We start from the raw sequence: 22,286 nt of genomic DNA on the forward strand, positions 1-22,286 counted from the left end.
GTAAGCGTCACTTCCACAGCTGGGCGGCAAACACTACGAGGATGCCGATGGGCGCCACGTAGCGCATCAGGAACAGGCTCGCGGCGAACAGCACCGGGCTGCGCAGCGACAACTCATCGCGTACGGCTTCACGCCCCATGATCCACCCTGCAAACACTACGAAACACAAGCCTCCCAGTGGCAGCATGATCCGCGAGGTGAAGAAATCAATCACACCGAAGAAATCCAGCCCTCCGGTCGCTCCCCATTGATAGAGGCGGAACAGCCCGTCTTCGTTCACGAAAAACTTGGCCTGCTTCCATATATTGAAGGAAAACACCGTGCCCAGGCCAACGAACCAGCAGGTGAAGGCCAGCCAGAAAGTCACCCAGGCACGACTGAGACGGGTCCGCTCAACCAGATAAGCCACCATCGGTTCCAGCAGGGAAATAGCCGAGCTCCAGGCAGCGATGGCCACCAGGACAAAGAACACCACCCCCATCAACTGGCCGAACGCCATGCTGCCGAAGGCAAAGGGCAGGCTGACAAACATCAGTCCCGGCCCTTCGCTGGGGTTCAGGCCCGCCGCGAACACGATCGGAAACAACGCCACACCGGCCAGCAACGAGACAAAGGTGTCCAGCAGCGCGACCCCGACCACCGTCCTGGTAAGGGAGGCGTTCTTGGGCATGTAGGCGCCATAGATCATGATGGAGCCAACCCCCACGCTCAGAGAGAAAAACGCATGCCCCATGGCTGGCAGCAAGCCGTCCATGACCTTCTCCGGAGAGAAATCGAACATGAAGTGCAGGCCTTCCATGAAGTGCCCGGTGGTCATGCTGTACCCCAGCAGCACCAGGATCATCACGAACAGCAAGGGCATCATGATCCGCAGGCTGCGTTCCAGCCCCGCAACCACGCCCCGGGCGATCACCACCGCCGAGAGGACCATGAAAATCGTGTGCCAGAGGGTCAGTCTCCAGGGATCGGCAATCACATTGCCGAAGTAGGCGCCCACCTGATCGGGCGGCAAGCCCTGGAAGTCACCCCGCCCCATGTTAATGATGTAGTCCAGCGACCAGCCGCCCACCACACTGTAGAACGACAGGATCAGCAGCGCCGTGATCATCCCGGCGAAGGCACCCCAGGACCACTTGGCCGAGTGCCCCGCCGTCACGGCCAACACCTTCAAGGCGTTGGCCGGGCTCTGCCGGGCGCGACGACCGATGAGGGTCTCGGCCAGCATCACCGGCGCGCCGATGAGCGCGATGCAGGCCAGGAACATCAGTACGAAGGCTCCGCCACCGTAGACGCCGACCATGTAGGGGAATTTCCAGATACTACCCAACCCCACGGCCGAACCGGTGGCGGCGAGTATGAAGACCCAGCGGCTAGCCCAACTGCCGTGGACAGAGACCTTGTCTGTCGACATCGTTATCACGCCCAAGCGTTCAAAAAAGAGGCCGCATTGTCCGGGATTCACTCAACGTGCTCAAGCGTGCTGCTTCACCGTAGCCGACACGCACGCAACTGCCTATAATGCCGCCCCTATGGCTAAACAGAAGAAACACCCCACAGGGACCATCGCGCAAAATAAAAAGGCGCGACACGACTACTTCATCGAACAACGTTTCGAGGCCGGCATGGTCCTGGCCGGTTGGGAAGTAAAGAGCCTGCGCGCGGGCAAGGCGCAACTGGTCGACAGCTACGTGCTGCTCAAGGACGGCGAGGCCTGGCTGCTGGGCAGTCATATCACCCCGCTGACCACCGCCAGCACCCACGTGATCGCCGACCCGGTGCGCACCCGCAAATTGCTGCTCAACAAGCGCGAGCTGGAAAAACTCTTCGCTGCCGTACAGCAGAAGGGTTACGCCTGTGTCTGCACGTCGTTCTACTGGAGCAAGCACCTGGTCAAGTGCGAGATCGCACTGGGCAAGGGCAAGAAGGAATACGACAAGCGCGACACCGAGCGCGAGCGCGATGCCGGGCGCGAGCTGCAGCGCGCCGTGCGCAACAAGGGCAAGGAAGACTAGCCTTCGCGAGATTGCATGTGGGAGCGAGTCTGCTCGCGACTGCAGTGGATCAGTAAACATTGCCTTGACTGACACACCGCATTCGCGCGCAGGCTCGCTCCCACAGGTTTCATCGCTATATTCCCTTGCGCCGTTCCGCCCGCGCCACCCGCTGCGCTTCCTGACGCACTTCGTCCAGCACTTCCTGCACATACAGGATATGTCGGCTGGACACTTCTCGCGCCTGCTCGGCGTGCCCGTCCATGATCGCCTGATACAACTCACGATGCTGGCTGATCAGCATGTCGCGGGTTTCGCTGCGCTGCTTGTACATGCCGCCGATGTTGGTCACCACGTTGCGCTTGAGCAGATCGAACAGTCCACGGATGGTGTGCAGCAACACCGCGTTATGACTGGCCTCGGCGATTGCCAGGTGGAAACGCGCATCCGCCGCGCCTTCCTCCGCTCGACTCACTTCGTCGTGGCGAGCATAGCAATCCTGCAACTCACCGAACGCCGCTGTCAGCCGCTCGCGGTCCACCTCAGTGGCCCGCAACGCGGCGTAATAGGCACAGGAGGCCTCCAAGGTGTGACGAAACTCCAGCAGGTCCCGTTGCGCCTCGGGGTTGCTTTCCAACAGCAGCAACAAAGGGTCGCTGAAGGTCGAACCCAGCGACTCCACCACATAATTGCCACCGCCCTGGCGACTGACCAGCAGTCCCTTGGCGACCAGTTTCTGGATCGCCTCGCGCAACGAAGGGCGTGATACGCCGAACTGATCGGCCAGGGTCCGCTCGGCCGGCAGCCGTTCGCCCGCTTTCAGCGTGCCTTCAAGGATCATTCCTTCAAGCCGCTCGACAATATCGTCAGACAAACGGCGCTGACGAATCTGATCAAACCCCATAACTCGATTCTCCACGGTCCCGACGGCTCGCCGGGCTCTCTATTCTGGCCTATCCGGGCCTCGACCACACCCACCAGACGCCATCGGCCCGAGCGGAGCAGATGCGATCTGCACCGCTTATTCGACGAAAGTTTTGTGGGCGGCAAATTGACACACGACAACCAAGGCTTTTACCCTAGCCAACAGCGCTTGTAAATTGGTCTTACCAATTATCCAAAACCGCTGACCAGTGCCTGACCAACAACAATTAGGGGCCCACCCACCATGCAAACCTGGCAACAGCTCTACAGTCCGCTCGGCAGTCTCGGCTTGTCCGCTCTCGCGGCCGTCATCCCCATCGTTTTCTTCTTCCTGGCCCTGGCGGTGTTTCGCCTCAAGGGACATGTGGCCGGCAGCATCACCCTGGCCCTGGCGATTGCCGTAGCGATCCTTGCCTTCCAGATGCCGGTGGACATGGCGCTCGCCGCCGCCGGCTATGGTTTCGCGTACGGCTTGTGGCCGATCGCCTGGATCATCGTCGCCGCCGTGTTCCTCTACAAACTGACGGTCAAGAGCGGCCAGTTCGAAGTCATCCGCAGCTCGGTGCTGTCGATCACCGATGACCAACGCCTTCAAGTGCTGCTGATCGGCTTCTGCTTCGGCGCATTCCTGGAAGGTGCCGCCGGCTTCGGCGCACCGGTCGCCATCACTGCCGCCTTGCTGGTGGGCCTGGGCTTCAACCCGCTGTATGCCGCCGGCCTGTGCCTGATCGCCAACACTGCGCCCGTCGCGTTCGGCGCGCTGGGCATCCCGATCATCGTGGCCGGCCAGGTCACCGGGATCGATGCTTTCAAGATCGGCGCCATGACCGGTCGCCAACTGCCATTGCTGTCGCTGTTCGTGCCGTTCTGGCTGGTGTTCATGATGGATGGCCTGCGCGGCGTCCGGGAAACCTGGCCGGCGGCGCTGGTGGCGGGCTTGAGCTTCGCCATCACCCAGTACTTCACCTCCAACTTCATCGGCCCGGAACTGCCAGACATCACCTCGGCCCTGGCCAGCCTGATTTCCCTGACACTGTTCCTGAAAGTCTGGCAACCCAAGCGCACCGCAGGCGCCCAGATCGCCGGCACCAGCGTCGGTGCGGCCGTTGCCAGCGTCGGCGGCTTCGGCCAGCCTCGCAGCACAGTCACTTCCCCCTACAGTCTGGGCGAAATCATCAAGGCCTGGTCGCCCTTCCTGATCCTCACCGTTCTGGTCACGATCTGGACCCTGAAACCGTTCAAGGCGATGTTCGCCGCGGGCGGCTCGATGTACGGCTGGGTGTTCAACTTCGCCATCCCGCACCTGGACAAGATGGTGGTCAAGGTCGCGCCCATCGTGGTCACCCCCACCGCCATTCCCGCCGTGTTCAAGCTCGATCCGATTTCCGCCACCGGCACCGCGATTTTCTTCTCGGCGCTCATCTCCATGCTGGTGCTGAAAATCAATTTCAAAACTGGTCTGACCACTTTTAAAGAGACGTTCTTCGAGCTGCGCTGGCCGATCCTGTCCATCGGCATGGTGCTGGCGTTCGCCTTCGTCACCAACTACTCGGGCATGTCCTCCACCATGGCCCTGGTGCTGGCCGGTACCGGCGCGGCGTTCCCGTTCTTTTCGCCGTTCCTGGGCTGGCTGGGCGTGTTCCTGACCGGTTCCGATACTTCCTCCAACGCGCTGTTCAGTTCGTTGCAAGCCACCACCGCTCACCAGATCGGCGTCAACGACACCCTGTTGGTGGCGGCCAACACCAGCGGCGGCGTGACCGGCAAGATGATCTCGCCGCAATCGATCGCAGTGGCCTGCGCAGCAACCGGGCTGGTAGGCAAGGAGTCGGACCTGTTCCGTTTCACCCTCAAACACAGCCTATTCTTTGCAACGATCGTCGGCTTGATCACCTTGGCCCAGGCCTACTGGTTCACCGGCATGCTGGTGCACTGATCAAGACAGGCAACACTGAAAGAACCGACGCCGAACCACGATTCGGCGTTTGCTATCGATAACCGGGTCTGCAAGGCTGCTGAAAGATATCCCCTCTATATTCAGCAGCCTCAGCGGACGGATAACCGGGACCACCCGGAGACACGCCTGATGAGCGAGCTTTTTTACAACGCCGTGCCGAACGCGACCCGTGTCGCCCCGCCATTGCCCGAACCCCGGCAGTACCCCAGCGAGAAACCGCAACGGGTCTACCTCTTCGGGACCTGCGTGGTGGACCTGTTCTATCCCGAAGCCGGGATGGACGCGATTCACCTGCTGGAGCGTGAAGGCATCCGGGTGGAGTACCCGCAAGGGCAGACCTGTTGCGGGCAACCGGCCTACACCTCGGGATACACCGAGCAGGCCCGGACGGTGGCGCGAGCGCAGCTGGCCCTGTTTGCCGAAGACTGTCCGGTAGTGGTGCCATCGGGATCCTGCGCCGGCATGATCCGCGAGCACTACGCCGATCTGTTCAAGGACGAGCCCGACACGCTCCGGCAGATCCAGGCCCTGGCCGCACGGACCTATGAGCTGGCGGAGTTCCTGCTGTTCGTCTGCAAGGTGCAGCTCAAGGACAGCGGGCAGCCGACGAAGGTCGCGTTGCACACGTCCTGCTCGGCACGACGGGAAATGAACACCCACCTGCACGGCCGGGCGTTGTTGGCGCAGTTGTGCAACGTGGAACGAGTCGAACACAGCCACGAAAGTGAATGCTGTGGTTTTGGTGGGACCTTCAGCGTTCGCATGCCGGATATTTCCGGAGCGATGGTGGCCGACAAGACCCGGGCGCTGAAGGAATCCGGCGCGCATCAGGTCGTCAGTGCCGACTGCGGTTGCCTGATGAACATCAACGGCGCGTTGGAAAAACAGCAGGAGGCGCTGCGCGGCCAACACTTGGCAAGCTTCCTCTGGCAGCGTACCGGAGGTGTGGCATGAGCACGCCGACGCTGATTCCCACCGTTGAGGTGTCGGAAGATTTTCGCGCCCGGGCCCACAAGGCCCTGGACGACACGCAACTGCGAAACAACTTTCGCAGTGCGATGGATTCACTGATGACCAAGCGGGCGACGTCCTTCAGCGACGCCCACGAAAGGGAACACCTGCGGGTGCTGGGCAATGCGGTCCGCGCCCGTGCGTTATCGAAGCTGCCCGACCTGCTCGAGCAGCTTGAAAGCAACCTGACCCGCAACGGTGTGAAAGTACACTGGGCGGAAACGGTGGACGAAGCCAATGGCATCGTCCTTTCGATCATCCGCGCTCACGAGGCGCGGCAAGTGATCAAGGGCAAATCGATGGTCAGCGAAGAGATGGAGATGAACCATGTCCTCGCGGCTCAAGGCATTGAATGCCTGGAATCGGACATGGGCGAGTTCATCGTCCAACTCGATCACGAGAAGCCTTCACACATCATTATGCCGGCGATCCACAAGAATGCCGGTCAGGTCGCGTCCTTGTTCCACGACAAACTCGGCGTGGAATACACCAAGGACGTCGACCAGCTCATCCAGATCGGCCGCAGGGTCTTGCGGCAGAAATTCTTCGAGGCCGACATCGGCGTCTCGGGCGTCAACTTCGCCGTCGCCGAGACCGGTACGCTGCTGCTGGTGGAAAACGAGGGGAATGGACGGATGTCCACCACCGTGCCACCGGTGCACATTGCCGTAACCGGCATCGAGAAAGTGGTGGAAAACCTGCGGGACGTGGTGCCGCTGCTGTCGCTGCTGACCCGCTCCGCCCTCGGCCAGCCCATCACCACCTACGTCAACATGATCTCCGGCCCGCGCAAGGCCCAGGAGCTGGACGGCCCCCAGGAAGTCCACCTGGTGCTGCTGGACAACGGACGCAGCCAGGCCTTTGCCGACAGCGAACTGCGCCAGACCCTGAACTGCATCCGCTGCGGCGCCTGTATGAACCATTGCCCGGTCTATACCCGAATCGGCGGCCACGCCTATGGCGAGGTTTACCCAGGGCCTATCGGAAAAATCATCACGCCCCACATGGTCGGCCTCGCCAAGGTGCCGGACCACCCGAGCGCCTCCTCGCTGTGCGGCGCCTGTGGCGAAGTGTGCCCGGTGAAGATCCCGATTCCGGCCTTGCTGCGCCGGCTGCGGGAAGAGAACGTCAAGGCACCGGACAGCCCCCACCAGGTGATGCGCGGCCAGGGCAGCAAATATTCGCCCAGGGAACGGTTCATCTGGAATGCCTGGGCCCGGCTCAACAGCTCGCCGCGGCTGTACCGGCTGTTCGCCTACCTCGCCACGCGCCTGCGCGCCCTGACGCCCCGCAACGTCGGCCCATGGACTCAGAACCACAGCGCCCCCAAACCCGCCGCCCGCTCATTGCATGACCTGGCCCGCGAACACCTGAACCCGCAGGGAGACCGTCGATGAGCGCCAAGCAGAATATCCTCGCCAAGCTGCGCAAAAGCCTGACCGGCACCACGCCGGTTGCCGACAACTTCGATGTCGAGCTGGTGACCCAGACCTATCGCTATGCGCCTGAGGAACGCATCCCTCAACTGCGTAAGCTGATGGAGGCTGTGCACACCGAGATCCACCTCACCAGCGGCGAAGGTTGGCCAGCGTTGCTGGCGCAGCTACTGCGCGACCGTCAGTTGCCCAGCCTGCTCATTGCGCCGAGCACACCACACGGGCAAAGAATCACGCAATTCTGGGCGAACAATCCGGACCTGCCACCTCTCAAGGCCTACGACCGGCCGGTGGAGGAATGGAAAGCCGAGCTGTTCAACGACACCCCTGCCAGCCTCACCGGCACCCTCGGTGCCATCGCCGCCACCGGCAGCCTGATTCTCTGGCCAACGCGGGAAGAGCCCCGGTTGATGAGCCTGGTGCCACCGGTGCATTTCGCCCTGCTCAAGGCCAGCGAGATCCGTGACAACTTCTACGAAGTGCAGCAGGAATTCGCCTGGGCCCAAGGCATGCCCACCAACGCCCTGCTGGTGTCGGGCCCCTCGAAAACCGCCGACATCGAACAAGTCCTGGCCTACGGCGCCCACGGCCCGAAGGATCTGGTGGTACTGATTCTGGAGGACCAATGACCCTTCCGGCCCCCTTTCTGCGTGACGTACACCAACTGATCCCACCCAAGCGACGTTTCGACGACCCGCTGTCGACGCTGGCCTTCGGTACCGACGCCAGCTTCTACCGGCTGATTCCCAAACTCGTGGTGCGGGTCGAGAGCGAAGACGAAGTGGTGGCGCTGTTGCAACTGGCCCAGCGCGACCAGGTGCCCGTCACCTTCCGTGCCGCCGGCACCAGCCTGTCCGGACAAGCCATCAGCGACTCGGTGCTGATCGTGCTGGGGGACAACTGGAACGGTCGCGAGATTCGCGAACAAGGCTCCCAGATCCGCTTGCAGCCCGGCGTGATCGGCGCCCAGGCCAACGCCTGGCTGGCCCCGTTCGGGCGCAAGATCGGCCCGGATCCGGCGTCCATCAACGCCTGCAAGATCGGCGGCATCGTCGCCAACAACGCCAGCGGCATGTGCTGCGGCACGGCCCAGAACACCTATCACACCCTGGCCGGCATCCGCCTGGTACTGGCCGATGGCACTCGCCTCGATACCGAAGACGACAGCAGCGTGGCGGCCTTTCGCACAAGCCATGGCGACCTGCTGGAGCAGTTGACGACCCTCGGTCGCGAAACCCGCGCCAACACAGAATTGGCCGCCCGAATTCGCCATAAATATCGTCTGAAAAATACCACCGGCCTGTCACTCAACGCCCTGGTGGATTTCGACGATCCTCTGGACATCCTGAGCCATCTGCTGGTGGGCTCCGAAGGCACCCTGGGCTTTATCAGCGCAGTGACCTACAACACCGTTGTCGACCACCCGCACAAGGCATCGGCGCTGATCGTGTTCCCGGATGTGGAGACCTGCTGCAACGCGGTCACCGTCCTGAAAAGCCAACCCGTATCGGCGGTGGAACTGCTGGATCGTCGCAGCCTGCGTTCAGTGCAGGACAAACCCGGCATGCCCGATTTCGTACAACACCTTTCGCCCCAGGCCTGTGCCCTGCTGATCGAATCCCGCGCGGCTTCGTCACCCCTCCTACAGGAACAGCTCGCCCGGATCATGGCCTCCCTGGCCAGTTTCCCGGTGGAAAAACGCATCGACTTTACCGAAGACCCGAAGGAAAACGCCCGGCTCTGGGCCATCCGCAAGGACACCTTCCCCGCCGTGGGCGCGGTGCGCAAAACCGGCACCACAGTGATCATCGAGGACGTCACGTTCCCGGTGGAACAACTGGCCGTGGGCGTGAATCGCCTGATCGAACTGTTCGATAAACATCACTACGACGAAGCGATCCTGTTCGGACACGCACTGGAAGGCAATCTGCACTTTGTCTTCACTCAAGGCTTCAACAACCCGGAAGAAGTCGCACGCTACCAGGCGTTCATGGATGACGTGGCCCATCTGGTGGCGGTGGAATTCGGCGGCTCGCTGAAGGCCGAACACGGTACCGGACGCAACATGGCACCGTTCGTCGAACTGGAATGGGGCAGCGATGCCTACCAGCTGATGTGGCGCCTCAAGCGTTTGCTCGACCCCAACGGCATCCTCAACCCCGACGTGGTCCTGAGCGAAGACCCGCAGATCCACCTCAAGCACCTCAAGCCGCTGCCGGCCGCCGACGAGATCGTCGACAAGTGCATCGAATGCGGCTTCTGCGAGCCGGTGTGCCCGTCCAAGGACCTGACCTTGAGCCCGCGCCAGCGCATCGTGATATGGCGCGACATCCAGGCGAAAAAAAGCTCCGGCATCGACACTTCGGCGCTGGAAACGGCCTATCAATACCAGGGCATCGACACCTGCGCCGCCACCGGGCTGTGCGCCCAACGTTGTCCGGTGGGCATCAACACCGGCGAGCTGGTGAAAAAACTGCGAGGGCGTACCGCAACCCGTAAGAAAACCGCCGATTGGCTTGCGAGTAATTTCGCCACTGCCTTGCAGGGTGCCCGCTTCACGCTGCACGTCGCCAATGGCGCGCGCATGCTGCTGGGAGCGCCGCGCCTGACCCGTCTGTCCGGTGGGCTGAACCGGTTGTCCAAGGGCCGGGTTCCGCAATGGACCAACGCCATGCCGCAGCCGGAACGCCCCATCCGCTTCAGCCCCGCTGTGGCGGACGAACGCCCGAGAGTGGTGTATCTGGCTGCATGCGTATCCCGCGCCATGGGGCCGGCCGCAGGGGACAAGGAACAGACGTCCCTGTACGAAAAGACTCAACGGCTGCTGGAAAAGGCCGGTTATCAAGTCGTCTTTCCGGACAATGTGGACAACCTTTGCTGCGGCCAGCCATTCGCGTCCAAAGGGTATGCCGAGCAAGCCGAAGACAAACGCCAGGAAATGATCGGCGCACTGCTGCATGCCAGCCGTGGCGGGCTCGACCCGATCTATTGCGACACCAGCCCCTGCACGCTGCGCCTGGTCCAGGACCTCGGCGACGTACGCCTGGACCTGTACGACCCGGTGCGTTTCATCCGCACCCACCTGATGGACCGCCTGGAGTTCACGCCACAGGAAGCCCCGATCGCCGTGCATGTCACCTGCAGCACGCAACACCTGGGCGAAAGCCAGGCCCTGATCGACCTGGCGCGAAAATGCAGCAAGAACGTGGTGATTCCCGAAGGTATCCACTGCTGTGGCTTTGCCGGCGACAAAGGCTTCACCACCCCGGAACTGAACGCCCATTCACTGCGTACCCTCAAGGACGCCGTGCAGCACTGCAGCGAAGGAATTTCCACCAGCCGCACCTGTGAAATCGGCCTTACGCAACACGGCGCCATCGACTACCACGGGCTGGTCTACCTGGTGGACCGAGTCACCCAGGCCAGGGCGAGGTAAAGAAAAATAGAACCCTGGCGAACGCCCGCAGTCCATTGATCAAGTCCCGCAAACGCGGGACCTCCCTCAATTGGTAGTACTGATGGCGTGAGCCTTCGGTTCAAGGAGAGACACATGAAACGCTCTGCACTGCTAGGTCTGTTCGTCACTGCCTCCATCCTCGCCTCCCCCTCGTTCGCCGCCGGCGGCTCGGACGACTTGTGCGAGACCAATATCAAAACCATCGAGAACGCCAAGACCCAGGTCCAGGGCTCCGACCTCGAAGCGCGCGTCGAGGCCAGCCTCCAGCAAGCCAAGGCCCACCAGGCCCAGCACAGTGAGGAAGGCACCAAGAAATGCATCAGCGAGACCACCCAGACCCTTCAGGAAATCCAGAAGGTGAGCAAGGACGGTAAAAGCTCCTGACCGTTGACGGCCAACCTTCGGGTTGGCCTCCGGCCCGGATTGGCGTACACTCTGCACACGCCTGCCGCTCCAATGCTCTACCGGAGTGACAGGTCCGGGGCCGTTCAGGATTCGACGCCGGTTGCGAAACTTTAGGTGCATGCCGAGTTGGTAACAGAACTCGTAAATCCACTGTTGCAACTTCCTATAGTTGCCAATGACGAAACCTACGGGGATTACGCTCTCGCTGCGTAAGCAGCCTTAGCTCTTCCCTTCTGGTACCTTCGGGTCCAGCAATCATCAGGGGATGTCTGTAAACCCAAAATGATTGTCATATAGAACAGAATCGCCGTGCAGTACGTTGTGGACGAAGCGGCTAAAACTTACACAACTCGCCCAAAGCACCCTGCCCGTCGGGTCGCTGAGGGTTAACTCAATAGACACGGCTACGCATGTAGTACCGACAGCGGAGTACTGGCGGACGGGGGTTCAAATCCCCCCGGCTCCACCAATTTAGCTTTATAAATCAGGCACTTAGCGAATAGCTACAGTGCCTTTTTTGTGTCTCTTAGGGCCGTTTTGGTTGGGTAATGCCAGCTTTATGACAGCCTCCCTTCCCGCGAAGCCCATCCGCGACTGCCATCTTTACCTCACATCAGGCAAAGCGCTTTCCGACGCTTTTCCGGTTTGAAATCGCGCCACAGCGGTCTGTCAGGGGTATTAAATCTGTGTCGGCTTACACACAGAGACCCACAAATGCCGACACATGCCCCCAAGAAGTACCTGATCAGCCACATCTCTCTGCAGCACTGCTTTGATAAGAGCCGCTCGGGCCTTGAAAAGCTGCGCGAAACCATTTTTTAATGCATCGGTACAACTGGATTCGGCCTCATCAATTCAACGATGGGTTGGCACCAGCGCGGGCCGAGGAAAAACTTAACGTCGTGTCCGGGATTAGTTGACCACTACAACGTGACGTTCTTGAACATCGTGAAAATTTCGACGGCCTTGGGATGCAATCCGTCGTCGCTGCTGAGCGAGGCGGGTTTGTAGCTTTGAATGAGGTTGAATGAGGCGAGGACTATCCTTGCCTGCTACAATCTATTCAGATTTCCATTACTGCAAAGTTCGGAAGATATCTGTACATCCGGCAAAATTTCTCCGCGTCGGATGCGGGTATTGAGCCCAGGTCCAGCTCTCGGTCTACAGGTTTAGGAAGCTGTTGCTCAATTTTTCGAAGCTCTCGAATTGTCAACTTCGGCATTTCAATTCGAATAGGTTTTTGCGTTGCCGGCATGAAGTCGAGCCGCTCAAAAGCACATGCCTCAAGTCGATGGATTTCGTCCTCGTCGACAAACGCTCCAACGAGGGTGCACATTCGAGCATCGTCTTGATATTCGATCTCGCAAATTGATTCGAATCGGAGGGTCGTGCCAGCACTCAGGTTGCGTTCGGCTAGAGCCAATTCGATCTCAGTTATCAGCATTTTCCGGCTAAGAGTCCCATAGGGCCACCCCGCAAGATCATCGTCTCGTGCGTCATCTGGAACTCGTTCTCGACCAAATGTTTGCCTAAAACGCTCGATCGCGATCATTTTGCCTTCGTCCGTATCCCGCTGATAATCGATTAGAGACGGAGCCTTAACACATTGGACCGATACGGCTAAAACCGAGCCAGAACGGACCCGGTTTGCGACTGACCGAACATCTTGCAGCATTCCTGGCTCTAGAGGATCGTCGTAATCGAGCCACGCAATAACTCGCTCCGACCAATCTAGCCGAGGTAGAACGGTGGATGAATTTCCGAATTCGATATTGATGTTGAACGGCCTATTTTCTTCGAATCGGGCCCGAGCCCCCTCAGCCTGCTCAATAGATATCATTTTATTTATACCAAGCATGCGGTGAAATAAAATGAAATCCGAAAACCAGACCGACCCGAATCCAATATAGCAATAGTCCTCCACTGCTTGGAATGGAGTAAGCCGACGAAGAACGTCAACTAACATTTTTCTCTCGGCGTGTTTAGCTGGCCGTAAAGAATAGTCGATTTTTCGGAAGCTTCCGCTCATCAGTCGCGCTGCCTCGTCAGAACCATGTCGAAGCAAGTCTCACCTACAGCCTTTGCTGATGTTACCCCTAACGCATCTTGTAGGAACTCAACGTCATCAACTGTTCGAGAGAATTGTATTTTGATCAACTTCGGCCCCCTAGCAACTGAGCTTCTGTTGGGTGCGGTGAAGTCCGCTTTTTTCTGGAACGTCTCCGGGCCTTGGGGGGCTGCTTTGGTGATGAGTTCCAAAAGAGGGCTCTTCTCTTTGGTGTTCTCGTCAATATCAGCGTCCAGCTCGTTGAGGAAATCGATTACCGGTCTCATCATTTCCAGCATACGCTGGAATGTTGATCGCCAAACATTACTGTCTACGTCCACATCGGTTTTGGTCGTGTTCCAAGGAATTCGAGATGAGTCATCTGAGTCGAATGAAACTATGCCTCGGAACCTGGCGAACTGGTTGTGGAAGCTGGGGATTATCATCCTCTCTGCATTTTCTTCCAATAAACCCCAGCCGGTTTGCGGCCTGCGGTCTGCTTCCAAGACGACCCGACCATTACATATAACGTTCCAACCAGCCTCCTTCGGAGACGACTTTCCTAAGCCTACGATGATCTTCGCTGTAACGGTAGCGGCGCCATCTTCGCTGAACTCTAAAATGTCGGTTCCAGGCGTAAACCCATCGCTAACAAGTAGATAAATATTCGTTGCGTCGATTCGGGTATCGTTAACCTTGATATCTAGGCCGTCTGAAATAAATTGCCGGTGTTTTGACTTGATTAGACCTATAATTGAGTTGACGAAGTAAGTTGTACCAAATTTTGCTGCAACTTCTCGCCGCAGTTTGGTTACTAAGATGTCAGTCCCAGGCTTGTCTTGTCCAATTTTGTCGGATTGGACTTCGGCCCAAGGGAAACTCCAGCCACCGGTCTCAGCCTCCCACTGTTCAACGTCAACATCTACAGCCCATGTTTCTGCTGAGGTCGATGACTCAACTCTGAAATGGCGTCCGAATTTGAACAGCGCCCGCTTCATGCCCACGCCAAATTGGCCGATAGAGTGTGCAGTTCTAGTGGCAGCCGCGGGCCTACCGAAGCGAAACGCATACTCCTGAGCAGTTTCGACATCGAATCCGCCACAATTGTCGTAAATGCTGAACTGGTGACTGTTAAGCACGATTTCGACCTTACATCCATCGTAAGGGCGAGTAGCGTCGCTTTCCCGGCCTGCGGCTATTCTTTTGGCTCCATCGACGCAGTTGTCGACTAGATCGAGCACAGCCTGTTCAAGTGGAATATCGCGGGTCAGCATGTCTACGAAGAACGCTTTCGTAGGCTCTGCGTTGATTTCCTTGCGTTGTGGGGCGTCCGTTTCAGCCATCATGTACCTCCGGTCTCTTCGGCGATAATGACCGCTTTGCTGGCTTTTCGCTAGCCTTCACGATCGACAAAAAACTTCTGATCACGTATGCTGTGCCAATGCTAATGGACTTCTGATTATGCCTACCCTACTCGACCTTTTTAGTGGATGCGGCGGGCTAGCGCTCGGCTCCCAAAATGCCGGCTTCAAGACCTGCTTGGCTGTGGACATCGACCCGATCCTCTCAAGCTCATTCCCTGTCAATTTTCCTACAACCCCTTTTCTTCACGCCGACGTATCGACGTTGACATGGGAGAATATCCGCCCCTACATGCCCGAGGGTGTTGACGGCATCGTAGGTGGCCCACCCTGTCAAGCCTTCAGTAGCATTGGGAAGCGGCTTCCTGACGACCCTAGGCGATCACTTGTGGGCCATTTTTTCCGCATAGTCGAGGAGGTCCAGCCCAAATTCTTTGTCATGGAGAACGTGCCTGGCTTGGCATTCCCTGAGAATAGGCCTGTTCTAGATGAAGGGCTGAGTCGACTCGGTAGCCACTGGAAAGTCCTTGGCCCGGTCATTCTGGATGCCTCTAATTTTGGGGCCCCGACGAAGCGGAAGAGGGTGTTCGTATTCGGGTTCAACTCACTAAAGCTCAGCCCTCCCGATCTTGGCTACCTTACCGAGTCGGCTTCGTTCTCTACTACGGTCCTTGATGCCATCAACGACTTGAAAAACTCCGTACCTTTGGGAGCTGGTGGAGGGGGCAGTCAGTGGGTGTACGGGAAAAGTCGAAAGCTGTCGGAATACGCAAAGCGCATGCGCGCCAAATCTGGTTCGTTCACTGGCCACCAGCGTACGGTGCACAAGGCAGAGACTAAAATGCGGTTTTCTACGGTTCCCCAAGGGGGCGTGGATACCGTTGGTAAGCACAAGCGGCTTGAGTGGTGTGGCCTTTGTCCTACCCTGCGCGCGGGAACCGGAAGTGATCGTGGCTCCTATCAGGCGGTTCGGCCACTGCACCCGGACGAGGATAGAGTGATCACGCCGAGAGAGGCAGCGCGATTACAAGGTTTTCATGACGACTTTATCTTTCATCCAACGACTTGGCACAGCTTCAGGATGATCGGCAACAGCGTCTCTCCAATAATCGCTGAGGCATTGCTGACCAGGATTAAGCACCTTCTCTAATCAGATGCCGGTCACAGGGCCCGCCTGAACAGGCTCTGGAGAGCAGTCTAGTTTGGTCGCGTGCCTTATTGCCCGGCTAGGCGCAAAAAAACGCCATCCATAGGATGGCGTCTTCAAAAAAGGGGCTCTAATTCCTGCAACGTAGAACCTGCTGACGAAAAGGCAGGGCCCTACGTTGGGAGCGCCTCAGTCGTGGTTTTGGTAATACTCGACGAGAGATTCATAGTCCTCGCTCTCTTCATCAACAAGCGCCGACTCGCCGTCATGTGCTGAACATTCGCCATGCTCGTTGATGTCCGATGCTCTGTAGACCTAGTCATCCCCGCAGTAGCGGCAATGCTCGTACTCCGATTCATATCGGGAAACGCAGCTCGCGCAAACCCAACCGTCAGTTCAGATTCCTCGTAGCCCAGCGGGGTGATGTCGAGGCTCTTATGGCCGGAGTTCTCACATGAGGAAGCTAGGCCCGCACGGATAACGTCATACAGCTCGTGGAGGTCTAGAGTCTGCAATGGAGTTTGGTGCATGCGCGGAATGTGTTCGGCTAGCTTCTCAACACCTGCTTCGCAGTAGTGATCAGATCGGCGTCGAACTGGTCAAAGTACGGGTCGCTCTTTAGTTGGAAGCCATTACGGGCTCTCCCCCCCCCGGCTCCTGATCTTTTGAGATTTTTTGAGTTCCAGTCATTCGGATATCCAAACGGTCCTCCAGCCCCTTTGACACTGACCCTTGGAATACCGAATCAGTGCCTGAGGAAAAATCTTACACCTGCTCAAACCCTATACCTCTCCGAGTGGCAGCTCAAAGGGAGTCAACCCGCGACCAACGATTACGTCCTCCTCGACGGTGACGATGGCAAACGGCTTAGCTACGCAAGACGGGATGCCCGGACGCCTACGGCGTGTTTCAGACACAGCTCCGTTGAGAGGGCGTTAAAGCTAAGCGTGACGGGTACGGCTATCCAGCATATTGCCCAAGGCCTCCGCCCCGGAGCATTTCCATTTGGTCTTGGTCAAGCTGCTTATGAAGAAGTTATCCGTCAGTTATTGCCTCAGAACCGAACTGGCAATTTTCAAAAGCGCTCTAGGCGCAGCCCCCTACAGCCATACACACTCCGTAACACCGAACCCTAGGCCCGAAGCTACGTCGCCTTGCGCCTTTCCCTACAACTAAGACAGAATCCGCCCGCTTGTGCGCCTTGGCCCGCACCGGTAGCTTGGCTCCTATCACTGCTCATCAGTGATCGGGTTTAGCGACCCGAAGGGTATGGACGCATCAGCACTCCTGATCTCGTTGCAGGTATTCATGTCTGCAATGATTGCAATGGTGGCTGTGCGCGGGAGATCTTCGGGTCTGCCGGGCTCCTGTACCCCCGGTTCGCTAACCTGCGTACAGCCGCCACCCTAACTTGCTTAGCGACAAGTCATGGTGGCCCAACCTGGTACAGGAGTTCCATCATGTTCAAGGTCACACCCAATCCTCCGCAAACGGCCCCCAGCTCCGCCGGCCTCGATCCAAAGAAAGTCCAAGAGGCGACCGATCGGGCGCTGGATTTCTATCTGAAACCGAAAGAAACCGACGCCAAAACCGCCCCCCCACCCGGTCAGCTCTTCACCGTCATCGACGGCATCGACACTGAAAGTCTGCTCGCCAACCTCAGCGAAAACCTGGCCTCGGCCAACGCCATGATCAACGACCTGGCGTTCGACCTTGACGGGTCGCGCCGATATGTTGCGCTGGGCATTCAGCAAGTGATTGAGCTGAGCGAGCTGTTGGCAAATCGGGCGTTGGATAACGTCGATCCGCGCTAGCACCCAGCCTATAACGTGAGGCCGAGTCGGACCTTTGTAGCCCCGAGTCTACAGAGCAGCCGACTCGCCGAACCGGCACGGCGAACGTAGTGCCGCTAAGCGCTATACGCAGAATCTGACTTTAGACGCCAGAGCAACCACAACACCCAAGCATCAACTAACCTCACCTCCTCAACCACCCTTCCCCTTCCCCAACTCCGCAATCAAAAAATCCCTGAACGCAGAAACCGCCGCCGGTAAATTACGTCCCGCCATGCTCTGCAGTTCGATGCGCCGTGCCTTCATCCCTTCATCAAGAATCGGCAAGCATTGAAGTGCCTTGTCGGCCACTTGCTTGTGCAAGGTCATTTCACTGGCGAGGCTGATGCCTCCCTCTTCGCGCACGAAGCTATAGAGCGAGGCCACGTAGTTAGTGGTCAATACCGGGTCGAACAACAAGCCCTGCACGCCGCAACAGATGTCGAACAGTTGCCGTATGGTGGTGTCGGCCTTGGGGAGTGCAATGGGCCAGGGTTGCAACTCGGCGAGGTTGACCGCTTCACGCCCGGCCAAGGGATGAGAATTGGAGACCACGGCGAAGATCGCGCCGCTCAGGACATGTTCGACCTTGATTTCCTTTTGTGGCGTCAGGCTGAAGGTCATCGCCAGGTCGGCTTCGCCGGAGCGTACCTTTTCGGTCGCCTGCGCAGGCGCACAGACCTCCAGTGTGAAATGGATGCCCTGATACTCACGCCTGAATGCACTGATGCTCCTGGGCATGTATTCCAGTGCGAATCCTTCCGAGCAGGCCACGTGCACGTGACCTCGTTGCAAGCCGTGCAGCTCGGTAATTTCCAGCACCACCTGCTCGGCCTCCAGTTGTGACTTGCGCGCATAAGCCGCCAGTCGCGCGCCCGCCTCGCTGAGTACCATGCCCCGGGCACGACGCTCGAACAGGCTGGCATCCAGGGCCAATTCAAGCTTGGAAATCTGCCGGCTCACCGCTGACGCCGCGACGTTCAGCCGTACCGAGGCTTCGCTGATCGATCCGCATCGCGCCACTTCCAGAAAATAGCGCAGTGCCGTGGACTGCACACCATACAACTGCATCGGCGCCTCCAGGGTTTGCCTTTTCGGCAAAGGAAGTATCGAAATATTATTCTTGTGGCATTGATAACCTTTCCCTACATTCGAGTCCAGATCAAAAAAAATACAGTCTGATCCTTTTACCCTCCTTTGCGCTTTTGCGATTCGCTGCCCTTTGATTCAACCACTCTCGCCAACGGAGACGACGGCATGGGCATCAAAGGTTTCGCCTGCACTATTGCGCTGATGGGCTTCATCAGCAGTTTTCCGGCTCATGCCGGTAAAGCCAACGACACCCTGGTTTACGCTTCCGACAGCGAGCCTGAAAACATCAGCCCCTATCACAACGATCTACGCGAAGGCGTGATTCTCGGTCGGCTGATCTGGGACAACCTGGTCTACCGCGATCCCAAAAGCGGCGAGTACCAACCCATGTTGGCCACGCGCTGGAAACAGGTCGACGACACCACCATCGACTTCGAACTGCGCAAGGGCGTCAAATTTCACAACGGTGACGACTTCACCGCCGACGATGTGGTGTTCACCCTCAACTACGTGGTGTCGCCCGAAGCGAAAGTCGTGACCGTGCAAAACGTCGACTGGATCAAGAGCGCCGAGAAAACCGGTGACTACAGCGTCCGCCTGTATTTGAAGAAGCCTTTTCCTCCGGCTCTGGAATACCTGTCCAACGCCGTTCCGATGTTTCCCAAGCAGTATTTCGAGAAGGTCGGCCTGGCCGAATTCAGTCGCAAGCCAATCGGTACCGGGCCGTATAAAGCCGTGTCGGTGGTGGCTGGCGAAGGCGTGACCATGGAGATCAACAAGGACTACTTCCCGGACAGCCCACAAGGCAAACCGCATATCGGCCACCTCAAGTTCCGGGTGATCCCGGATGCCGAAACCCGCCTGGCCGAGTTGATGACCGACGGTGTCGACTGGACCTGGCGCGTGACCCCGGATCAGGCGGTCGACCTCAAGGGCATGCAGAACCTGACCGTGACCAGCGGCGAAACCATGCGCATCGGTTTCCTGATTCTCGATGCCCGGGGCACCTCCACCGAAAACTCGCCCATGAAGAACCTCAAGGTGCGCCAGGCCATCAACCATGCGATCAACCGCAGTGCGCTGGCCACGCAATTGGTGGGGGGCGAAGCCAAGCCCTTGCAGGTGGCCTGTTACCCAGGCCAGTTCGGTTGCGATACCTCCGCGGCCACGGTCTACGACTACGACCCGGCCAAGGCCAGGGCGCTGCTTGCCGAAGCCGGTTATCCCAATGGCTTCGAGACCGAAATCTTCGCCTATCGCGACCGTGATTACGTCGAAGCCATCATCGGCAACCTGCGCGCCGTGGGTATCAACGCCAAGCTGCGCTTCTTGAAGTACGCCGCCCTGCGCGATCAGCAACGTGGCGGCAAGGTGCCCATGTCGTTTCAGGCCTGGGGCTCGTTTTCGATCCTCGACACCTCGGCGTCGGCCGGCACCTGGTTCAAGGGCAATCCGGACGACAACATCAAGGATCCACAAGTCCAGGGCTGGCTGCAGACCGCCGACAACGCCCTCGACCCGCAACTGCGCAAGGACAACTACCGCAAGGCGTTGCAGCGTATCAGCGAACAGGCGTACTGGGCGCCGCTGTTCAACTACTCGATGAACTACGCCTACACCTCCGAACTGGCGTTCACGTCATACCCGGATGAGTTGCCGCGTTTCGTTCAGTCCAGCTGGAAGTAATCCGCAACCGGGCGGATTGATCGAGAGGTGCCGTGGCTGCGACTGACTCGCACCACGGACATCTCCTCACACATGCCATCCATTGGATACGAGGAAACTTGCCATGCTTGGATTCCTTCTGCGTCGGCTGGGCATCGCGATTTGCGTGGCCATTACCGTGTCGGTGATCAGTTTTTCCCTGTTGCACCTGTCCGGCGACCTGGCCACGGCCATTGGTGGACCGGAAGCCACCAGCGAACAGATCGAACAGATCCGCGTGCAATACGGCTTGAACAAACCGCTGCCGACCCAGTACTTCAACTGGCTGGGCGATTTGCTGCGGCTGGACCTGGGCAACTCGTTTTTCTTTCAGGAATCGGTCTACAACCTCGTCGTCAGCCGTTTGCCGATTACCCTCGGGTTGGGTGCCATGGCCCTGGGCATCGCCTTGCTGGTGGCGATTCCACTGGGGGTGCTGGCCGCGGTCAAACGCGACACCTGGATTGACCGACTGGCTTTGAGCATCGCGGTGCTGGGCCAGGCGATGCCCAGTTTCTGGTTTGCGCTGATGCTGATCGTGGTGTTCGCGGTGACGCTCAAGTGGTTGCCGGTGTCCGGCAACTCGACCCTGCTGCATTTCGTCATGCCGGCCATTGCCCTGGGCTACTACGCGACGCCGGCCATCATGCGCCTGACCCGCGCCGGCATGCTCGATGTGCTCGGTTCCGATTACATCCGCACCGCCCGCGCCAAGGGCCTGCGCCCTGCCCGCGTGCTGTTCAAGCACGCATTGCGCAACGCCTTGATTCCGGTCGTCGCGCTGGCGGCGGTGGAGTTCGGCTTCATGCTCGGCGGTTCGGTGGTGATCGAAACCGTGTTCTCCCTGCAAGGCATCGGGCAACTCGCCTGGGACGCCATCGCCCGTGACGATTTTCCGGTGGTACAGGCCGTAGTCCTGCTGATTGCGGTGATCTACATCATCCTCACCTTGCTGGCCGATGTGCTCAACGCACTGCTCGACCCGCGCATCCGCGTGCGCTAGGAGGCTTACATGAGCACCCCCACGACCCTCGCGATCAATGACTACCTGCCACCCCCCAGCAGCCTGAGCCGAGTCCTTGGCAAGAGTTTTCGCCATCGTGGCTTTGCCATCGGCGCGGTGTTGTTGCTGATCATCTTCGCCGGTGCACTGTTCGCCCCGTGGCTGGCCCCCCACGACCCTTATGCGCAAGACGTGATGCTGCGCATGAAACCGCCGGTATGGATGGCCAACGGCACCTGGGAGTACGTCCTCGGCACCGACAAGCTGGGCCGTGACTACCTGTCGCGATTGCTCTATGGCGCGCGGATTTCGCTGTTCATCGGCATCGCGGCGGCGTTGATTTCCGGCTTTATCGGCACCGTGATGGGGCTGTTGGCGGGTTACTACGGCGGCAAGCTCGATGCGTTCATCAGCTACCTGATCACCACGCGGCTGGCGATGCCGGTGGTGATGGTCGCGCTGGCCTCGGCCTCGCTGATGGGCGGCTCGCTGAAAGTGGTCATCGTGCTGCTGGGCTGCCTGTTATGGGATCGCTTCGCGGTGGTGGTCAGGGCTTCGGTGCAACAGATTCGCGATGCTGAATATGTGGCCTCTGCCCAGGCCCTTGGCTGCTCGACCCTGCGCATCCTGGTCAGCGAGATCCTGCCCAATCTGGTCGGTGCGCTGATCGTCGTCGCGACCCTGGAGATGGCCCACGCGATCCTGCTGGAGTCGGCCCTGTCGTTCCTCGGGGTTGGCGTGCAGCCGCCGACGCCGTCCTGGGGCCTGATGATCGCCGAAGGCAAGCCCTACATGTTCTTTTCCCCGTGGGTCATCGCCATTCCCGGCGTCGCCCTGATGATTCTGGTGCTGGGCATCAACCTGGTCGGCGACGGCCTGCGCGATCTGATCCTGCCCGACGGCCGCAACTGATTAGAGG

Annotated in this window: 17 protein-coding genes and 1 other RNA gene; 13 read left to right on the forward strand and 5 right to left on the reverse strand. The window is 59.0% G+C overall.

The genetic code is table 11. From position 1 onward, the window contains the following. Positions 1-7: 7 nt before the first annotated feature. Entirely contained in the window at positions 8-1,411 is a 1,404-nt protein-coding gene (locus tag BW992_RS03355) for a sodium-dependent transporter (protein ID WP_072388587.1), read from the reverse strand. A 118-nt stretch (positions 1,412-1,529) separates the two neighbouring features. Here BW992_RS03355 and smpB point away from each other — a divergent pair, with 118 nt between their 5' ends. Further along, positions 1,530-2,012: an SsrA-binding protein SmpB gene (gene smpB, locus BW992_RS03360; protein WP_072388589.1), complete on the forward strand. Its 483-nt coding sequence runs from the start codon at positions 1,530-1,532 to the stop codon at positions 2,010-2,012. Between the two features lie 115 nt (positions 2,013-2,127). Here the strand turns inward: smpB and BW992_RS03365 are convergent, their stop codons facing one another. Next, positions 2,128-2,895 carry an FCD domain-containing protein gene (locus BW992_RS03365; protein ID WP_072388591.1) on the reverse strand — a complete coding sequence of 256 codons (768 nt, stop codon included), beginning with the start codon at positions 2,893-2,895 and terminating at the stop codon, positions 2,128-2,130. Positions 2,896-3,159: 264 nt separating this feature from the next. Between BW992_RS03365 and BW992_RS03370 the strand changes: the two genes are divergently transcribed. From BW992_RS03370 to ssrA, 7 genes are all read left to right on the forward strand, one after another. Next, complete coding sequence (locus BW992_RS03370; protein ID WP_076405586.1) at positions 3,160-4,851, forward strand: lactate permease LctP family transporter; 1,692 nt, start codon at positions 3,160-3,162, stop codon at positions 4,849-4,851. A 150-nt stretch (positions 4,852-5,001) separates the two neighbouring features. Continuing rightward, positions 5,002-5,826: a (Fe-S)-binding protein gene (locus BW992_RS03375; RefSeq protein ID WP_072388595.1), complete on the forward strand. Its 825-nt coding sequence runs from the start codon at positions 5,002-5,004 to the stop codon at positions 5,824-5,826. Next, positions 5,823-7,280, forward strand: a complete 1,458-nt coding sequence (locus BW992_RS03380) for a LutB/LldF family L-lactate oxidation iron-sulfur protein (RefSeq protein WP_072388597.1) — start codon at positions 5,823-5,825, stop codon at positions 7,278-7,280. Before BW992_RS03375 ends, BW992_RS03380 begins: the two co-directional genes overlap by 4 nt. Beyond that, a complete protein-coding gene (locus BW992_RS03385; protein WP_072388599.1) occupies positions 7,277-7,948 on the forward strand; it encodes a LutC/YkgG family protein in 672 nt (223 codons plus the stop codon). The genes BW992_RS03380 and BW992_RS03385 overlap by 4 nt, the downstream gene beginning before the upstream one ends. Then, the gene (locus BW992_RS03390; RefSeq protein WP_076405588.1) at positions 7,945-10,755 is read left to right on the forward strand and encodes an FAD-binding and (Fe-S)-binding domain-containing protein; all 2,811 of its coding nucleotides are present in this window, start codon (positions 7,945-7,947) and stop codon (positions 10,753-10,755) included. The genes BW992_RS03385 and BW992_RS03390 overlap by 4 nt, the downstream gene beginning before the upstream one ends. Positions 10,756-10,869: 114 nt before the next feature. Then, entirely contained in the window at positions 10,870-11,160 is a 291-nt protein-coding gene (locus tag BW992_RS03395) for a hypothetical protein (RefSeq protein ID WP_072388604.1), read from the forward strand. Positions 11,161-11,256: 96 nt separating this feature from the next. Next, positions 11,257-11,650, forward strand: a transfer-messenger RNA (tmRNA) gene (gene ssrA, locus BW992_RS03400). Between the two features lie 594 nt (positions 11,651-12,244). On the opposite strand, the gene BW992_RS03405 is transcribed toward ssrA, so the two are convergent. Beyond that, a complete protein-coding gene (locus BW992_RS03405) occupies positions 12,245-13,210 on the reverse strand; it encodes an O-methyltransferase (protein WP_076405591.1) in 966 nt (321 codons plus the stop codon). Beyond that, positions 13,210-14,571, reverse strand: coding sequence for an ATP-binding protein (locus BW992_RS03410; protein ID WP_076405594.1), 1,362 nt, complete (start codon positions 14,569-14,571; stop codon positions 13,210-13,212). Before BW992_RS03410 ends, BW992_RS03405 begins: the two co-directional genes overlap by 1 nt. A gap of 118 nt (positions 14,572-14,689) precedes the next feature. Here BW992_RS03410 and BW992_RS03415 point away from each other — a divergent pair, with 118 nt between their 5' ends. Continuing rightward, the gene (locus BW992_RS03415) at positions 14,690-15,739 is read left to right on the forward strand and encodes a DNA cytosine methyltransferase (protein ID WP_076405596.1); all 1,050 of its coding nucleotides are present in this window, start codon (positions 14,690-14,692) and stop codon (positions 15,737-15,739) included. Between the two features lie 1,457 nt (positions 15,740-17,196). Next, positions 17,197-17,550: a DUF6124 family protein gene (locus BW992_RS03425; protein ID WP_072388627.1), complete on the forward strand. Its 354-nt coding sequence runs from the start codon at positions 17,197-17,199 to the stop codon at positions 17,548-17,550. 171 nt (positions 17,551-17,721) lie between these two features. On the opposite strand, the gene BW992_RS03430 is transcribed toward BW992_RS03425, so the two are convergent. After that, positions 17,722-18,639 carry a LysR substrate-binding domain-containing protein gene (locus BW992_RS03430; RefSeq protein WP_072459559.1) on the reverse strand — a complete coding sequence of 306 codons (918 nt, stop codon included), beginning with the start codon at positions 18,637-18,639 and terminating at the stop codon, positions 17,722-17,724. A gap of 186 nt (positions 18,640-18,825) precedes the next feature. Here BW992_RS03430 and BW992_RS03435 point away from each other — a divergent pair, with 186 nt between their 5' ends. The 3 genes from BW992_RS03435 to BW992_RS03445 all read left to right on the forward strand — a co-directional run bounded on the left by BW992_RS03435 (position 18,826) and on the right by BW992_RS03445 (position 22,279). Continuing rightward, complete coding sequence (locus BW992_RS03435) at positions 18,826-20,346, forward strand: ABC transporter substrate-binding protein (RefSeq protein ID WP_072388632.1); 1,521 nt, start codon at positions 18,826-18,828, stop codon at positions 20,344-20,346. 103 nt (positions 20,347-20,449) lie between these two features. Then, entirely contained in the window at positions 20,450-21,367 is a 918-nt protein-coding gene (locus tag BW992_RS03440) for an ABC transporter permease (RefSeq protein WP_072388634.1), read from the forward strand. A gap of 9 nt (positions 21,368-21,376) precedes the next feature. Further along, positions 21,377-22,279, forward strand: a complete 903-nt coding sequence (locus tag BW992_RS03445) for an ABC transporter permease (RefSeq protein WP_072388636.1) — start codon at positions 21,377-21,379, stop codon at positions 22,277-22,279. The last annotated feature ends 7 nt before the right edge of the window (positions 22,280-22,286 follow it).

The organism is Pseudomonas sp. 7SR1 (assembly GCF_900156465.1).
In the GTDB taxonomy this organism is placed as follows: domain Bacteria; phylum Pseudomonadota; class Gammaproteobacteria; order Pseudomonadales; family Pseudomonadaceae; genus Aquipseudomonas.

Excerpts from the sequence above, each read along its gene's own strand:
- BW992_RS03355 (WP_072388587.1), bottom strand. The coding sequence starts at position 1,411 with ATGTCGACAGACAAGGTCTCTGTCCACGGCAGTTGGGCTAGCCGCTGG.
- smpB (WP_072388589.1), top strand. The coding sequence starts at position 1,530 with ATGGCTAAACAGAAGAAACACCCCACAGGGACCATCGCGCAAAATAAA.
- BW992_RS03365 (WP_072388591.1), bottom strand. The coding sequence starts at position 2,895 with ATGGGGTTTGATCAGATTCGTCAGCGCCGTTTGTCTGACGATATTGTC.
- BW992_RS03370 (WP_076405586.1), top strand. The coding sequence starts at position 3,160 with ATGCAAACCTGGCAACAGCTCTACAGTCCGCTCGGCAGTCTCGGCTTG.
- BW992_RS03375 (WP_072388595.1), top strand. The coding sequence starts at position 5,002 with ATGAGCGAGCTTTTTTACAACGCCGTGCCGAACGCGACCCGTGTCGCC.
- BW992_RS03380 (WP_072388597.1), top strand. The coding sequence starts at position 5,823 with ATGAGCACGCCGACGCTGATTCCCACCGTTGAGGTGTCGGAAGATTTT.
- BW992_RS03385 (WP_072388599.1), top strand. The coding sequence starts at position 7,277 with ATGAGCGCCAAGCAGAATATCCTCGCCAAGCTGCGCAAAAGCCTGACC.
- BW992_RS03390 (WP_076405588.1), top strand. The coding sequence starts at position 7,945 with ATGACCCTTCCGGCCCCCTTTCTGCGTGACGTACACCAACTGATCCCA.
- BW992_RS03395 (WP_072388604.1), top strand. The coding sequence starts at position 10,870 with ATGAAACGCTCTGCACTGCTAGGTCTGTTCGTCACTGCCTCCATCCTC.
- BW992_RS03405 (WP_076405591.1), bottom strand. The coding sequence starts at position 13,210 with ATGAGCGGAAGCTTCCGAAAAATCGACTATTCTTTACGGCCAGCTAAA.
- BW992_RS03410 (WP_076405594.1), bottom strand. The coding sequence starts at position 14,571 with ATGGCTGAAACGGACGCCCCACAACGCAAGGAAATCAACGCAGAGCCT.
- BW992_RS03415 (WP_076405596.1), top strand. The coding sequence starts at position 14,690 with ATGCCTACCCTACTCGACCTTTTTAGTGGATGCGGCGGGCTAGCGCTC.
- BW992_RS03425 (WP_072388627.1), top strand. The coding sequence starts at position 17,197 with ATGTTCAAGGTCACACCCAATCCTCCGCAAACGGCCCCCAGCTCCGCC.
- BW992_RS03430 (WP_072459559.1), bottom strand. The coding sequence starts at position 18,639 with ATGCAGTTGTATGGTGTGCAGTCCACGGCACTGCGCTATTTTCTGGAA.
- BW992_RS03435 (WP_072388632.1), top strand. The coding sequence starts at position 18,826 with ATGGGCATCAAAGGTTTCGCCTGCACTATTGCGCTGATGGGCTTCATC.
- BW992_RS03440 (WP_072388634.1), top strand. The coding sequence starts at position 20,450 with ATGCTTGGATTCCTTCTGCGTCGGCTGGGCATCGCGATTTGCGTGGCC.
- BW992_RS03445 (WP_072388636.1), top strand. The coding sequence starts at position 21,377 with ATGAGCACCCCCACGACCCTCGCGATCAATGACTACCTGCCACCCCCC.